Annotated in this window: 16 protein-coding genes; 7 read left to right on the top strand and 9 right to left on the bottom strand. The window is 59.1% G+C overall.

Annotated elements, in window-relative coordinates:
• Window positions 1-79: 79 nt before the first annotated feature.
• The 5 genes from CHN51_RS09635 to CHN51_RS19745 all read right to left on the bottom strand — a co-directional run bounded on the left by CHN51_RS09635 (window position 80) and on the right by CHN51_RS19745 (window position 2,391).
• Window positions 80-490 (bottom strand): PilZ domain-containing protein, encoded by a 411-nt coding sequence (locus CHN51_RS09635; RefSeq protein WP_240616679.1) that lies wholly within the window; start codon window positions 488-490, stop codon window positions 80-82.
• Window positions 491-682: 192 nt separating this feature from the next.
• Window positions 683-1,093: an RNA polymerase-binding protein DksA gene (gene dksA, locus CHN51_RS09640; protein WP_240616680.1), complete on the bottom strand. Its 411-nt coding sequence runs from the start codon at window positions 1,091-1,093 to the stop codon at window positions 683-685.
• A gap of 16 nt (window positions 1,094-1,109) precedes the next feature.
• Window positions 1,110-1,412, bottom strand: coding sequence for a hypothetical protein (locus tag CHN51_RS19735; RefSeq protein WP_164088915.1), 303 nt, complete (start codon window positions 1,410-1,412; stop codon window positions 1,110-1,112).
• 292 nt (window positions 1,413-1,704) lie between these two features.
• Window positions 1,705-1,869, bottom strand: coding sequence for a hypothetical protein (locus CHN51_RS19740; protein WP_164089090.1), 165 nt, complete (start codon window positions 1,867-1,869; stop codon window positions 1,705-1,707).
• A gap of 12 nt (window positions 1,870-1,881) precedes the next feature.
• Window positions 1,882-2,391 (bottom strand): hypothetical protein, encoded by a 510-nt coding sequence (locus tag CHN51_RS19745; protein WP_164089092.1) that lies wholly within the window; start codon window positions 2,389-2,391, stop codon window positions 1,882-1,884.
• Window positions 2,392-2,613: 222 nt separating this feature from the next.
• On the opposite strand from CHN51_RS19745, the gene serS reads away from it, so the two are divergent.
• The 5 genes from serS (at window position 2,614) to CHN51_RS09675 (ending at window position 7,685) form a co-directional block, all read left to right on the top strand.
• Window positions 2,614-3,894 (top strand): serine--tRNA ligase, encoded by a 1,281-nt coding sequence (gene serS / locus CHN51_RS09655; protein ID WP_100093828.1) that lies wholly within the window; start codon window positions 2,614-2,616, stop codon window positions 3,892-3,894.
• Window positions 3,894-4,658 carry a 5'/3'-nucleotidase SurE gene (gene surE, locus CHN51_RS09660; RefSeq protein ID WP_100093829.1) on the top strand — a complete coding sequence of 255 codons (765 nt, stop codon included), beginning with the start codon at window positions 3,894-3,896 and terminating at the stop codon, window positions 4,656-4,658. Before serS ends, surE begins: the two co-directional genes overlap by 1 nt.
• Window positions 4,659-4,770: 112 nt before the next feature.
• On the top strand, window positions 4,771-5,820 hold the full coding sequence (locus tag CHN51_RS09665; protein ID WP_240616681.1) for a M23 family metallopeptidase: 1,050 nt from the start codon (window positions 4,771-4,773) through the stop codon (window positions 5,818-5,820).
• A 7-nt stretch (window positions 5,821-5,827) separates the two neighbouring features.
• Entirely contained in the window at window positions 5,828-6,889 is a 1,062-nt protein-coding gene (locus tag CHN51_RS09670) for a potassium channel family protein (RefSeq protein ID WP_100093830.1), read from the top strand.
• Window positions 6,890-6,965: 76 nt separating this feature from the next.
• Entirely contained in the window at window positions 6,966-7,685 is a 720-nt protein-coding gene (locus CHN51_RS09675; protein ID WP_100093831.1) for an alpha/beta hydrolase, read from the top strand.
• A gap of 13 nt (window positions 7,686-7,698) precedes the next feature.
• Here the strand turns inward: CHN51_RS09675 and CHN51_RS09680 are convergent, their stop codons facing one another.
• Together CHN51_RS09680 and CHN51_RS09685 are read right to left on the bottom strand one after the other, a co-directional pair.
• Entirely contained in the window at window positions 7,699-7,959 is a 261-nt protein-coding gene (locus tag CHN51_RS09680; RefSeq protein ID WP_206169880.1) for a hypothetical protein, read from the bottom strand.
• A 220-nt stretch (window positions 7,960-8,179) separates the two neighbouring features.
• The gene (locus tag CHN51_RS09685; RefSeq protein WP_100095531.1) at window positions 8,180-8,593 is read right to left on the bottom strand and encodes a DUF1761 domain-containing protein; all 414 of its coding nucleotides are present in this window, start codon (window positions 8,591-8,593) and stop codon (window positions 8,180-8,182) included.
• A 238-nt stretch (window positions 8,594-8,831) separates the two neighbouring features.
• Between CHN51_RS09685 and rimO the strand changes: the two genes are divergently transcribed.
• A complete protein-coding gene (gene rimO / locus CHN51_RS09690; protein WP_100093832.1) occupies window positions 8,832-10,214 on the top strand; it encodes a 30S ribosomal protein S12 methylthiotransferase RimO in 1,383 nt (460 codons plus the stop codon).
• Here rimO and CHN51_RS09695 read toward each other — a convergent pair.
• Window positions 10,211-11,785, bottom strand: coding sequence for a hypothetical protein (locus CHN51_RS09695; RefSeq protein ID WP_164089094.1), 1,575 nt, complete (start codon window positions 11,783-11,785; stop codon window positions 10,211-10,213). The two genes, rimO and CHN51_RS09695, sit on opposite strands and share 4 nt — an antisense overlap.
• Window positions 11,786-11,897: 112 nt before the next feature.
• Window positions 11,898-12,074, bottom strand: coding sequence for a hypothetical protein (locus CHN51_RS19750; protein ID WP_164089096.1), 177 nt, complete (start codon window positions 12,072-12,074; stop codon window positions 11,898-11,900).
• Between the two features lie 25 nt (window positions 12,075-12,099).
• Here CHN51_RS19750 and CHN51_RS09700 point away from each other — a divergent pair, with 25 nt between their 5' ends.
• A complete protein-coding gene (locus CHN51_RS09700) occupies window positions 12,100-14,088 on the top strand; it encodes a S9 family peptidase (protein WP_100093834.1) in 1,989 nt (662 codons plus the stop codon).
• Window positions 14,089-14,296: the final 208 nt, after the last annotated feature.

The raw sequence follows: 14,296 nt of genomic DNA on the forward strand, positions 1-14,296 counted from the left end.
CCGTTTAATCGATTGATTAAAACGTCCTATGCAGGGATGTTTCCCTAATCAAGCTTAATATTGAATAGCGTTTTGCAGGCTAGCGGGGGCGCTGGCCGTTGCGCAAAGGGACGGCCTTCTTATTATGCTGGCGCAGATAGCGCGGCAATTCAGATTTCTTCTGTCCGACCGGTTGCCGGGCGAGTTTGGGGTCGATCGGGTGATCAAAGGCCACGCCGAACCTGCCCTGGGCTACCCAGGCAACATGACCGGTCACCTGGCCGATGTTGCGCAACTCCAGCTGTACCTTGTCGCCCCGCTTGGCGAGTACCGGCGCTTCGGCCATCAGGCCGCCGGCCGACAGGTTGCGAATCCGTACTTCGCCGCAGTCATCACCATCCACGAAGCTCAATGCAGCCTTCAGAAACAGGCTGTCGCGCTCGAGCTCCCGTTTCGAATGGCCGAGGGCCTGGCTGTTCATTTTCAGACTATCGTCAAATGGCTCGTTCATGGGCTTCCCGTGATCGGTAAATGTAAATGCATGTCTCGCATAGGAAGTAGTAAGGCGAAATTGGTGCAAATTTCGTTAATAGTGGTGATGGTTTCTCGCAAAAATTCCGGTCCGGCGGGACTGGCCGGTTGCCGCGATGCAGATGCAGGGCGATCCGGAAAGCTGGTTTTTGCGCCGTAGCGGCAGTTTATCTCACTGATCGCGCGAGATTTTCTCGTTCCGTTCGTGCGCTTCCTGCGCTTCGACGGTCATGGTCGCGATCGGTCTGGCTTTCAGCCGGTCGAGCGAAATCGGTTCGCCGGTTACCTGACAGTAACCATATTCGCCTTCGTCGATCCGCCGTAGCGCCGAATCGATTTTGGACGTGAGCTTGCGTTGGCGGTCGCGGGTCCGCAGTTCCAGGCCCCAGTCGGTTTCGCTCGAGGCCCGGTCATTGAGATCGGCTTCCTGAATCGGACCGTCCTGCAAATGCGCAAGAGTTTCCTTTGATTCTTCGATGATTTCCTGTTTCCATTTTTTCAGGGCCTGCCTGAAATACGCGAGCTGACGCTCGTTCATGAACTCTTCGTCTTCGCTAGGTTCGTACCCGTTCGGGAGGACCATATCTGCGCCATTTTCGCTATTTTTTGCGGATGCTTTTTTTACCGAGGATGCCAACATACTCTCCAAACATCATGCCTTGCCCGAACTTCGGAAGGCTGGACCATATATAGGGCGGGCCTATACCCAGCGTAGTTATTGGAAACAAGGCGCAAAATCGCTGTTCAGACAATAATCCGGAATTTGTAAAATTTTGCACCGGATTACGATTATTTGGCGCATATTTTTGCACAGCGGAATAGGATAGGAGCGGTGGTGATTCTCGCGGAAAATCCGCTTTCTTGCCGTGATATTGCAAGAAACCCGTCTCGATGAGTTCCAATTCGGGGCATTAACCGTGAACGGACACAATCTGTTAACCTATTTTTGTGTTTCGGACCCCAAATCAGCGTTAATGCAATTGTTATTTACCATTTCTTCTGTCTTTCTGATGCAAGTCAAGACTGCGAACAAAAGCACGGGCTTCGAGAAGCGGGCTGTTTGAACGAGTCTACAGCGGAAGAGAGATGGATTATGTCGGTACGTATGGCTTTGGCAAAATTATGCGCCTGCACCTGCGGGGGAGCGATGATCGGTGGCGGCGCGGTGCATGTTTCGGAAGCGCCAGCGGCCCCTTACGTCAAGAAGATGTCGAAAAAGAAGCCAGTACGGGCCCGCGCGATCAAGCGGGGCGAACCGGCTCGCAAGATCAAGCGGACCAGGCGCACGGTCAGCACGACGACAACGGCCTGCCAGCCATCGGTTGTCACGATTGCCCAGACCCCGGCGCCACAGGCCATCCCACTGCCTCCTTATATTCCGCCCGCTCCGCCTATCAGCAGCACCGGCGGTTCGGTCCCGGTTGTGATCGGTGGCAGTAGCGGTGGTAGCGGCGGATTTTTTGGCGGGTTCTTCGGTGGCGGCAGCACCGGTGGCGGCACAGTCGTGATTTCCTCGACCAGCAGCGGCGGTTCGACCAGCACTTCGTCGGGCAGCAGTTCGTCGTCGTCCAGTTCCTCTTCTTCGTCCAGCTCGTCCAGCAGCTCTTCGAGCAGTTCATCCGGATCGAGTGGCGGGAAGCCCGGCAAGCCTGGACACGGTTCCAGCGGAGGGTCTGGCAGCTCTGGCTCTTCGGGAAGTTCCAGTTCATCCGGCAGTTCAAGTTCGTCCTCGTCGAGTTCGGGCAGCAGCTCTACCAGCAGCTCTTCTGGTGCAACGGGCGGGTCTTCCAGCTTCGGCGGCACATCGAGCGGTTCTTCGAGCAGCTCTTCCAGTTCCAGCTCGTCGAGCAGCAGCTCCAGTTCGTCTTCGGGCGGAAGCACCGGCGGATCAACCGGTGGTACGGATGTCCCGGCACCGCCAGTCGTGCTGCTCTTTGGCGCAGCTGCCGCGGCCCTGTTCGCCCGCCGGCGCAAAGCGAAAAAAGCAGTGGCTGCCTGAGCAGTCCAGCACCAGATATTACAGAAAAAGCGGCTGGAGCAATCTGGCCGCTTTTTTCTTTGCAGTCTTGCAAGTGAAACAGACGCTGGGCATAGGCATTTCCCATGCATGATATAAAATATATTCGCGAAAATCCGGAAGATTTTGACGCTGCGCTGGCGAAGCGCGGAGTCGAGGCTGTGGCGCAGAATATCCTGAGGCTGGACGAACAGAGCCGCGCGCTGAAAACCGAAATCCAGGAGGGGCAGGCGCGCCGCAATGAGGCGTCCAAGGCGATCGGCAAGGCGAAGGGGCAGGGCGACGAGGATACGGCCCAGGCCCTGATGGCGGAAGTTGCCGATCTGAAAAGCAAATTGCCCGGAATCGAGGAGCAGGAGCGGGAAGTTTCCGCGCAATTGCAGGACCTGCTGGCCGCGTTGCCGAACCTGCCGGCGGAGGGAGTCCCGCCCGGCGAAGACGAAGATGATAATGTTGAAGTCGCACGCTGGGGCGAACCACGCAACTTTGATTTCGATCCGAAGGAACATAGCGACATCGGTCTGGCACTCGGGCTCGATTTTGAAACGGCTGCAACAATGTCCGGTTCGCGCTTCGCCTTCCTGCGCGGCCAGATGGCGCGCCTGCAACGGGCGATCGGGCAGTTCATGCTCGACAAGCAGACCACGGAAAACGGCTTCCAGGAATGCGCCCCGCCCGTACTGGTCCGCGATCAGGCCATGTACGGTACGGGGCAACTTCCCAAATTTTCCGAGGATTCCTTCCAGACCACCAATGGCCACTGGCTGATCCCGACCGCCGAGGTCAGCCTGACCAATAGCGTGAGCGGCCAGATACTCGATGAAACGCAATTGCCGATACGGCTGACTGCGCTCACTCTCTGTTTCCGGAGCGAAGCCGGGTCTGCCGGCAAGGATACCAAGGGCCTGATCCGCCAGCACCAGTTCGAGAAAGTCGAAATGGTGGCCATCACCCACCCTGACGCCAGCGATGACGAGCACGGGCGGATGACCGAAGCGGCGGAATCGGTGCTGAAGGCGCTGGAACTGCCCTATCGGAAAATGCTCCTCTGCGCCGGGGACATGGGTGCGACGGCACGCAAGACCTATGATCTGGAAGTCTGGTTGCCCGGGCAGGACACCTATCGCGAAATCTCGAGTGTCTCGACCTGCGGCGAATATCAGGCGCGGCGGATGAACGCCCGCTTCCGGCCGGAGGGGGAAGAGAAGGGTACAAGATTTGTCCACACGCTCAACGGCTCGGGACTTGCTGTCGGGCGAACGTTGGTCGCGATCCTCGAAAATTATCAGCAGGCGGATGGTTCCGTGACAATCCCATCGGCCCTGCTCCCCTATATGGGCGGGATCGACAAGCTGGAGCCGGTTTGATGCGAATATTGCTGACCAATGATGACGGTTTCGATGCGCCCGGGATGAAAATCCTGCTCGATATCGCTTCGCATTTTTCCAATGATATCTGGATTGTTGCGCCGTCTGACGAAAATTCGGGCGCCGGCCATTCGCTAACGATCACCCGGCCGTTGCGCATTCGCAAGCGCGGTGACCAGCAATATTCGGTTGATGGAACGCCAACCGACAGCGTGATGATGGCGGTCGCCAAGATCATGAAAGACGGGCCGCCCGATCTTATCCTGTCCGGGGTCAATCGCGGCGCCAATCTCGGTGAGGATGTCACCTATTCGGGCACGGTGTCGGCCGCGATGGAAGGTGCGCTGGCGGGGATTCCGTCGATTGCCCTCAGCCAGGCCTATGCCCGGGGAGATATGGGCGCTGATGTGCCTTTTGATGCTGCCGTGAAATGGGGTGAGCGTGTGCTGCGCCCCCTGATCAAGCAACGTATGGATCATCGAACTCTGGTTAACATTAATTTCCCGGCCCTTCCGGCGAGCGACGTCAAAGGCGTACAGGTGGTGTCACAAGGCATTCGCGATTATGGCCGGTTGCAAATCGTTAGCAACCGAGACCCGCGCGGCTTTGAATATCACTGGTTCGGCCTCGGGCCGATGGTGGAGACGCCGGCACATAGCACCGATCTCGAAGCGATCGCCGATGGATATATCTCGGTTACACCTCTGCACCTGGATCTCACCCATTATGATTCTATGGATGGTCTGAAAAAACTATATCCCTGATCGGACTCCGTGTTCCCGAGAATTTACTAGGCTTTGGCCAGCGGGGCTGGCAAGCTGCGCTTTTGCTGCTAATAGCGTTTCCGTAGGGAGGGGTTGGTTAATGGGAGCCTATATGCGTCATATTGCGATCCTGATATTGCTCCTGGCAGTGAGCGCCTGCATTCCTCCTGGCCGTGCCGATTACACCCCGCCTCCGCCTCCCCCCGAATTGCCTACTGACCCTGTGGTTTACGGCACGGCGCCCGAGCAAGCTCCGCTATCCACCTGGCAGGCGAGCCCCGTCACCGCCAATGCGCAACGGGTTGAGTCAGGCACTTACATTGTTCAGCCCGGAGATACTTTGCGCGGGATTGCCAACAAGACTGGTGCCGGATCGCAGATCATTGCATCGGCCAACGGGCTGGTTGAACCCTATGTCATTCATCCCGGTCAAAGACTGAAAATCACCGGAGGGCGTTATCATGCGGTCAAGTCCGGCGAAACCGGCATCGCTATTGCCCGTGCCTACGGAGCACCATGGCGGGAAGTTGTGACGCTCAATGAACTGGAAGAACCCTATATTCTGCGCGTGGGGCAGAAACTGCTGCTGCCTTCCAGCGCCCCGAGCGATCCGACCCGTCTGAGTATCGAACAGCGCGCAGCTGCCTTTGACCTGGAGATTGACGATATCGTCACCGGTAGCCAGCCAGCGCTCGCCGATGGCGCAGCGGCCGGAGAGGCCTCCGATTGGCGGAAAGCGATAACGCCAAACACGACGATTGCTACGCCGGCGGGCTTTTCCGGGCGGTTCCAGTGGCCGGTAAACGGTCGGATCATTTCCAGCTTCGGGAGCAAGGGCGGCGGCAAGGTAAATGATGGTCTCAACATCGGTGTGCCGAGGGGCACTCCAATCCGCGCATCGGCGGACGGGGTGATTGCCTATAGCGGAGACGAAATTGGTGTATTTGGTGGACTGATCCTGATCAACCACGGCTCCGGCTGGGTCACCGCCTACGGTCATGCCGACAAACTCAACGTGACGCGCGGCCAGAATGTCAAGGCGGGCGACATAATCGGCCTCGCGGGTGAAAGCGGCTATGTTCAGGAACCGCAGCTGCATTTCGAAATCCGCAAGGACCGAAAGCCAGTAGATCCGAACATCCATTTGCCGAAACGCGGCTGAACCGATCATGGCAGGCGGCAAAAATCGGAAAATTTCCGACTATTTCACTCTCCAGCGCCGATCGAGTCTACCGGTCTGGGCCGATATTGCGTGGCGTGTCACCTTCGTTCTTGCCCTGATCGGCATGGCGGTGGCGGTGCATTATTTTGACCGCAACGGGCTGCAGGACAGTTATGACGGCGATGTAAGTTTTCTCGACGTTATCTATTTCACAATGATCTCGATCACCACCACCGGCTATGGGGATATCGCTCCGGTAACCGAGCGGGCACGGATGTTCGACGCACTGGTTGTGACTCCTATCCGCATCTTCGTCGTGCTAATCTTTGTCGGCACGGCCTATAATTTTGTTTTCAAACGAACCTGGGACAATTGGCGCATGAAACTGATTCAAAGCAATTTGCACGACCATATCGTGATCGCCGGCTTTGGGACGAGCGGCAGTGAAGCCGTGCAGGAACTGCTTGCGCGCGGTACCAATCCGGAAGAAATCGTCGTCATAGATTCTTCCGATGACGCCTTGTCGCAAGCCGAGAAGCTTGGCTGTGCGGTAATAAATGGTGATGCCACGCGCGACAATGCACTGATGAACGTGAAAATCTCGCGGGCGCGCTCGATGATCGTTTCGGCGGGGCGTGACGATACAAGTATATTGATCGTACTCACGGCCCGGCATCTTGCCTATCACCTGCCGATCAGCGTTTCGATCAAGGCGGCGGACAATGAACTGCTGGCGCGGCAAGCGGGAGCCACTACCGTGATCAATCCGGTCAGTTTCGCCGGGCTGCTGCTCGCCGGGAGTTGCGAAGGGGCAAAGATCTCCGACTATCTCAGCGATCTCGCTTCCGCCACCGGGCGGGTCAAGCTGGTCCAGCGGTCTGTCTCCGAGGATGAAGTCGGCATGGCGATGAGCGAGGTTGTCGGAACCGGTCTCGGCGTGCGTATCTATCGTGGCGACGCTGTCTTCGGTTTCTGGGAGCCCGAGGCAAGCCAGTTGGAAGCCGGCGATATAATCGTCGAAATCATTCCCGGAAACGGTGCCGAGTCGCGGGACAAGGGGCCCGCCTGAACCCGCCTGTCCGTTGGTTCATGTTGCACCTGCGAGATAAACCACTATCTTGGCAGCTCAATCACGGAGCTTGCCGATGACCGACACGATACCCATGCCAACCGGGCTTCGCCCGCCGCACCGACTGGCGCAGCTGGGTGAGCTGACATTGCCGCTCGACCTGATGCGCTTTGGCCTGCAGTGGCCGCGGCTTGTGACAGCGCCGCGCGGCGATGGCCGGCCGGTCTATCTGATCCCCGGCTATGGCGGCAGCGAATTGTCGATGCGCCCGCTGGAAGGCTTTCTCCGGCGGATCAACTATGACGTCGCCGACTGGTCGCTCGGCCGCAACAAGGGCTCGGTGGACCGCGATGTTGCGCGCTTTACCGCAGTCGCGGAAGAGCGGTTCGCCGCCAATGGCGAGCAGGCTTTCACCCTGATCGGCTGGTCGCTCGGCGGCATTATCGCCCGTGAGACGGCTCGCCTGTCGCCGCATCTGGTGCGCGAGGTGATCACCATGGGCACCCCGATCATCGGCGGCCCCAAATATACCACGCCGGGACAGCGCTACGCCAAATCCTCCAACATCCGGCTCGACCAGTTCGAGCGCGAGGTGCATCAGCGCAACAGCATCGGCTTCGACCAGCCGCTGACCGTGCTCTATTCGAACCGCGACGGTATTGTCGGACCCGATATCGCCAGGGATATCTACAATCCGCAGGCCCGTAATATCCGCGTCGATGGCGGGCATATGGGGCTGGGCTTTAACCCCAGGGTCTGGCGGATCATCGCCGACACGCTCGCCGGGCGGAGCTGATCCTCGCTCCGGTTCAATCCGCCGCCTTCTCTTTCGGCTTGCGCCACAGATAGCGGTAGACGCCGAATATATTGATCCCGAACAGCACGACATTCTGGATGGCCAGCGGGTTGTTGCCGTCGAGCAGCGAGGCGGCGATCCAGACGATGGAAGAGCCGCAGAACAGCACGAACCCGTATCCGCTGACCTTGGCGCCCGCGTTGAGCGAGACCATGGCGGCGGCGATCATGCCGCTGATGCTCGCGGTCCACCGCAATATGTCGACCAGTTCCATAATGTTGCTCCAGCTGTTGCATCGGATGTTGATGCAATGCCTACGCATGGAATGGGTCGCTGGTTCAATTACCGGCTGTTTTTTTGGTTTGCTCGGGAACTTTCCTCCTGTTCATCCATTATTGTAGCAAGCCGGGCGTTGCCTCTCCCTCCCACTTGTTGGCGACCCCGGCGTCTTCATGCCCGTTCGATAGTCGAGACCCCCTGCCAAGCTTCTATAATCATTGACCAAACCAGGCGTGCACAACGCCCATGGCGATGTAGAACAGCAGCCAGTAGCCGGCATCGATGAAGAACAATGACTTGCTCTTTTGCGAGAAGAGATAGTTGGTCCCGATCGCCGGCACGATAAAGCCCAGCGCCACGCCAAAGGCGGTCAGCACCTTCACGCCAAAATCGAGATCAGCGGCATAGGTCGCGAATGTATGCGCCAGCGTCCACGAAGCGACCAGGCTGAAGGCGAACGCCCCGCCGTAAATCTTTCCCATGCTCCCTTCTTTGATCTGCTCCTCGGTCAGCCCGACCGCGCCCATCCATTTCTTGCCCATCACCGGCCCGTACCAGATGCCGCCGACCAGAAAGCCCGCCAGCGCGGCGACGATGACCGCGATCCAGTTTACGTCGAATATGTTCATATCATCCTCCCCAGATTTGGTCCCCGGCGCAGGCCGGGTTGCCGTTGTTATAGCGAAATTTGCGTATTTCGACAATTGGGGCGCGACCCGACGTCGCAGGGCTTCTCCCTTCAGCCATGGCGAAAGGCTGGAATTCCCGAGATGGGCGCCGGCCTTCGCCGGGGCACGACGCCGGACCACGGCGCTGCCGCACATTGATCGTGACTCGCCGGGCAATTGCGCCTAAAGGCCGCGCCATATGGCTACCCAAATCCCTTCTCCGCCCAAAGTGGGCATGGTCTCGCTCGGCTGTCCCAAGGCCCTGGTCGACAGCGAACGCATTCTGACGCAGCTGCGCTCGGACGGCTATGATATGTCGGCAGACTATGCCGGTGCCGATGTAGTGCTGGTCAACACCTGCGGCTTCCTCGACAGCGCCAAGGAGGAGAGCCTCGAGGCGATCGGCGAGGCGATGGCCGAGAATGGCCGGGTGATCGTCACCGGCTGCATGGGCAATGAAGCCGATGTGATCATGAAGCGCTTCCCCGATGTGCTCGCCGTCACCGGCGCGCATCAGTACGAGGATGTCGTGACCGCGGTCCACGCTGCGGCGCCGGCGGCGCGCGGCGCGTTTGTCGATCTGGTGCCCGAAGCGGGCCTCAAGCTGACCCCGCGCCACTACAGCTATCTCAAGATCTCCGAGGGCTGCAACCATCGCTGTTCCTTCTGCATCATCCCGAGCCTGCGCGGCGACCTTGTCTCCCGCCGCCCCGACGCGATCCTGCGCGAAGCGGAGAAGCTGGTCGAGGCCGGCACCAAGGAGCTGCTGGTGATCAGCCAGGACACCTCGGCTTATGGCGTCGACATCCGCCACCAGTCCCGCCAGTGGAACGGCCCGACCGGTCAGGGCCGCGAAGTCCGCGCCCATATGACCGATCTCGCCGCCGCGCTTGGCGAGCTGCGGACACCCGAAGGGCAGGGCGTGTGGACCCGGCTCCACTATGTCTATCCCTATCCGCATGTCGACAAGGTCATCCCGCTGATGGCCGAGCGCAAGATCACGCCCTATCTCGACATCCCGTTCCAGCACGCCGCGCCCAACGTCCTCAAGCGCATGAAGCGCCCGGCCAACGAGGCCAAGGTGCTGCATCGGGTCAAGTCCTGGCGCGATATCTGCCCCGATCTCACCATCCGCTCGACCTTCGTCGTCGGCTTCCCCGGCGAGACCGAAGACGACTTCAAATATCTCCTCGACTGGCTCGAGGAAGCCCAGCTCGACCGCGTCGGTGCGTTCCGCTTTGAACCCGTTGAAGGCGCTGCGGCCAACCTGCTCGACGGCGCTGTGCCCGAAGCGGTCAAGGAAGAGCGATACCAGCGGATCATGGACGTCACCGCCCGGATCAGCGCCGCCAAGCTGCAGGCCAAGGTCGGCCGCACTTTGCCCGTGATCATCGACGACATCGGCGAGCCCGACGAGGATGGCGATGTTGGTGCGACGGCACGGAGTGAGGCCGATGCGCCGGAGATCGACGGCAATGTCTTCCTCCGCAATGTCCCCGCCAGCCTGTCGGTCGGCGATATCGTCGACGCGGTGATCGAGGATGCCGACGAGCATGACCTGTTCGGGGTTGCTGCGGGTTAGTCAGCCTGCCTTTCTGCCAATAATTTTTGTTTTCTGACACCGAGAAGCGGGATGTAATCCTTCGGGATATCACGCGCGAGCTTGGTAAAAACGGGCGCTACTTCTGGATGGTTTCTTAGTTCCGTGTGGATATGAGGCAATTCTGAATGTTCGTAGAACAGGTCGAATTCAGGCCCCTGCAGGGCTTCAATCATGGCACCGCGCTTGGCGTCGTTTCGCAAATTATCGATCACCAGCGAAGCAGCGTGATCGCGCGCTCCTACGCACAACAGCGTCTGGACCGCGACCACCGGCGCATCGCCTTCATGTTGTACGATTTGTGACAGCTTAGCCCGTGCTTCTTCGGTTCGGCCAAGGCCATGTAGCGCGCATGTCTCGCTTTGCCAGACCAGCATTCTTGCATAAGGTGATCCCGATTTCTGTGCAATTTCAGCGGCGACATTTGCGGCGACCAACCCTTCCTGCCAGCGCTTTTGGCCGACCAGACGCAAAGCCCGATTGATGACGAAGTTGACCAGCCAGCCATTTTTTTCCGGCTGATAATCGACCTGAGTGAACTGATCGAAAATTCGGTCTGCTGCATCGGTGTCTCCCAAAGCATCAAGCGCATAGGCTTCCAGATTCACAAGCCAGCTGTCGTTTTCGTCCCAGTTAGCCGGGTTGATATGATCAATTGGCCCTGCCAGCGCGATGACATCTTCAAAGCGACCGGAGAAAAACAAGGCGTAGACATAGGACCGCATTGTTTCCTTGTCGTCCGGTCTAGTCTCCACCTCGGATTTTTTTTGCAGCAGGTATCTGTGGAGAACGTCGGTCATGTTCAGGCCGGCAAAGCGCTCGATTCGTGGCCAGATTGGTTCATAGGATCGGTCCGCCAACATTATTGTGAAGTGATGAGGTGAGGCAATGTGAGGCAGCATTTTGCCGACATCGCCGACATAGCCATTCTTGACATGTTCCTCGAGCATCCGCGCGGCTGTTAACGAGCGCAGGTCGGTCGATAACAGCGCAAAATGCGGGGATTCAAACAGCATCTGAAACTGCCTCGCCACGAGATCAAGGCGACCATCTTCGTTGAATCTCCGCGTCAGGGAGAACATCGCTTCATCCGGCAACAGGGTCAGCTGTTCCGGATCATCGAGCTTGGTTATGGTTTCGAGACGGTCCAGTGCCTCGTCATTCTCTCCAGCGAGAAACGCCAGCCGGAAGATCCATTCTGGCGCGGGCTTTTTCTCGCCGTCGTGCGCCTCCCATACCTTGATATTCTGATAGGCGTTGGCCCAATCCTTTCGGTCGATCGAACATTGCAGCCGATATTCTATCCGGAACGTCTCGATTCCCTGAGTCAGGTTGCGCCGGATCAATTCAGAAAGAATCGCAGCTAATTTGCACGCGTCCGCGCGTTTTTCGGCCATACTTTTATTGTACAGACCCAAAAGGTTCTGATCATTGAGTTTTGTAAGGTCGATCTCGGCCGCATGGGGAGGAGGCTCCGCCGAAGCCGATACGGGCGCCAGCATCAATATCATCGGAGCCAATATGCGCACAAGGTCAGGATTTATAACGGTCACGACGCTGTTCCCTTCGATCCTTTATGTGTTTTTATGTCATCTGTGCTTATGCCGAAGCGGCGATAGATTGCCAGTGCGCTTTCACCCGACCCTAACTTCAAACTTTGCAATGCTATAGATTCATCTCCTTCTCCCCGCCGTCCAGCCCGAATTCGACCAGCGCTTCCGCATGGTGAGCGATGAAGTTATTCGCCACGTTGTCGACGGTTCCGGTTGTTTTCGAATAAATAGCCGGTTTTTCTGTTTCTACTGTTGTAACGCAACCCACTATTGTTAAGCTCTTGTCCAAAGGGAATTTCCTGAGGGGGCTTGGAATGATCGGTTTTTGGGTAGCGGCGCTGCTGGCGTCGGCAAACGGGCAGGCGCGGGACGTGCCTGTCGCGGCGGATAGCGCGGCCGTCGAGACAGGCGCCAGCACGCCGGTCCGGGACACCGCTTCCGCACCCCGGCAACTGCCGGCCGAGGCTTTCGCCCGTTTGCCCTTCATCGAACTGGCCACGCTGTCGCCCGATGGCCAGCATTTTGCCGGTCTCTTCGCCGTCAGTGGCGAGCAGCGCATCTTGATTTCCTCGATCGATTTCGACGCGAGCAAGACCAAGATATTCGCGGTCCCGGACGAAACCGAGATCAGCCGTATCCGCTGGATCAACGATGACAATATTCTCGTCAACATCTACGGCCTGCAGCGGGTCCAGACCGACAGCTGGTATATTTCGCGCATGTTCGCGGTCAATCGCCGCTCCGGCGAAGTGACCAAGCTGCTGTGGAACGACCGCGGCCAGAATGCGGGCAACGTGATCTGGACGCCGTCCGACGGATCGACCGAGATCCTCGCCGCAGCGCAGGGCTCCATCTATTCGAACGAGAACGCCTTCTGGCCGACGGTCTACCGCGTCAACGTCGAAACCGGCAAGGCCCGCCGGGTCGTCAAGGGCAAGACCTACGTCCTCGACTGGGGCGCCGACCGCACCGGCAATGTCCGCATCGGCATTGGCTACAGCGACCACAACCAGACCTCGCGCCTGCTCTACGCCCAGGAGGGCAGCAGGAGTTTCAAGACCGTCGACCGGGCTGACCTCGGCGAAGAGGAAGCGCTCGATGTGCCCTTCATGTTCGTGCCCGGCACCGACAACGGCTTGCTGATCAAGGACGATGCGCAGGGCAAGTCGGTGATCATGGAGCGCAATTTCCTGACCAACGAGGATATCCGCACCGTCTACGCGTCGGAAAAGAGCGACATCGCCGACGTCAAGCTGTCCTACGACGGCGCCAAGATCCTCGGCGTGGTGCTGGCCGACAAAAATGACACGGTCGAGTGGCTCGACCCCGCCATGCTGGCAGCGCAGAAGCTGCTCGACGAGGCCGCGGTCAACGCCGAAGCCCGGATCATCAGCGTCAGCCGCGACCAGAACAGCATGCTGGTCCGCATCGGCACCCCGGACAATCCGGGCCTGCTCTATTTCCTCGACGCCCGCACCGGCAGCCTTTCGAAATTCGCCGACATCAACGAATCGATCGGCAACCGCCGGCTCGCGCGCGCCAAATATATCCAGTACAAGGCGCGCGATGGCCTGGACATCGAGGGCGTGCTGACGCTGCCCAAGGGGCGCGAAGCCAAAGACCTGCCGCTGATCGTCATGCCGCACGGCGGGCCGTGGGGGCACGACAGCCTGGTCTATGACTATTGGGCCCAGTTTATCGCCGACCGCGGCTATGCCGTGATCCAGCCCAATTTCCGCGGCTCCACCGGCTATGGCAATGCCTTCATGAAAAAGGGCCAGGGCCAGATGGGCTTCGCCATGCAGGACGATATTTCCGACGCCGTACAATGGGCGGTCGACGAGAAAATCGCCGACCCCGCCAGGGTCTGCATCGTCGGCGCGTCCTACGGCGGCTATGCGGCGATGTGGGGGGTCATCAAGGACCCCGACCAATATCGCTGCGCCATCTCCATCTCCGGCGTGTCCGCGCTCCGCCGCGAGGTCAACGATTTCGGCGGCTCGGTCCGCGCCAAGCTCTACCGCAGCCAGTGGGAGAAAATGACGCCCGATTTCAAGGCCGTCTCGCCGCTCTACGCCATCGACCGGATCAAGGCCCCGCTGCTGCTGATCCACGGCAAGAAGGACGTCACCGTCGACCATGTCCAGTCGGAGAAAATGTACAAGGCCATGACCAGGGCGGACAAGCAGGTCGACTTCGTCTCGCTGCCGCTGGCCGACCATTATTTCACCCGCGGCGCCGACCGGCTGCTGTTGCTGCAGTCAATCGAAAATTTCCTCGCCACCCATAATCCGGCTTACTGACCGGCTATAGCATCACCGTCCTTTCCGCCCGCAAAGCGCGCCAGCCGCCGCCATCGCCTGTGCTCGGGACCGCCGGTCTCTCGACTGCGCTCGAGACGAACGGGGATTGTGGTGACATTCGTCATTGCGAGCGTAGCGACGCAATCCAGAGCGGCGAGTGACGCTCTGGTTTGCCGCGTCGCTCGCAATGACGAAGGCATTCTCCACC

The sequence above is a fragment of the Sphingorhabdus sp. YGSMI21 genome (assembly GCF_002776575.1).
In the GTDB taxonomy this organism is placed as follows: domain Bacteria; phylum Pseudomonadota; class Alphaproteobacteria; order Sphingomonadales; family Sphingomonadaceae; genus Parasphingorhabdus.

Excerpts from the sequence above, each read along its gene's own strand:
- serS (WP_100093828.1), top strand. The coding sequence starts at position 2,614 with ATGCATGATATAAAATATATTCGCGAAAATCCGGAAGATTTTGACGCT.
- dksA (WP_240616680.1), bottom strand. The coding sequence starts at position 1,093 with ATGGTCCTCCCGAACGGGTACGAACCTAGCGAAGACGAAGAGTTCATG.
- CHN51_RS19740 (WP_164089090.1), bottom strand. The coding sequence starts at position 1,869 with ATGGCCTGTGGCGCCGGGGTCTGGGCAATCGTGACAACCGATGGCTGG.
- CHN51_RS09635 (WP_240616679.1), bottom strand. The coding sequence starts at position 490 with ATGAACGAGCCATTTGACGATAGTCTGAAAATGAACAGCCAGGCCCTC.
- rimO (WP_100093832.1), top strand. The coding sequence starts at position 8,832 with ATGGCTACCCAAATCCCTTCTCCGCCCAAAGTGGGCATGGTCTCGCTC.
- CHN51_RS09675 (WP_100093831.1), top strand. The coding sequence starts at position 6,966 with ATGACCGACACGATACCCATGCCAACCGGGCTTCGCCCGCCGCACCGA.
- CHN51_RS09665 (WP_240616681.1), top strand. The coding sequence starts at position 4,771 with ATGCGTCATATTGCGATCCTGATATTGCTCCTGGCAGTGAGCGCCTGC.
- CHN51_RS09700 (WP_100093834.1), top strand. The coding sequence starts at position 12,100 with ATGATCGGTTTTTGGGTAGCGGCGCTGCTGGCGTCGGCAAACGGGCAG.
- surE (WP_100093829.1), top strand. The coding sequence starts at position 3,894 with ATGCGAATATTGCTGACCAATGATGACGGTTTCGATGCGCCCGGGATG.
- CHN51_RS09670 (WP_100093830.1), top strand. The coding sequence starts at position 5,828 with ATGGCAGGCGGCAAAAATCGGAAAATTTCCGACTATTTCACTCTCCAG.
- CHN51_RS09680 (WP_206169880.1), bottom strand. The coding sequence starts at position 7,959 with ATGGAACTGGTCGACATATTGCGGTGGACCGCGAGCATCAGCGGCATG.
- CHN51_RS09685 (WP_100095531.1), bottom strand. The coding sequence starts at position 8,593 with ATGAACATATTCGACGTAAACTGGATCGCGGTCATCGTCGCCGCGCTG.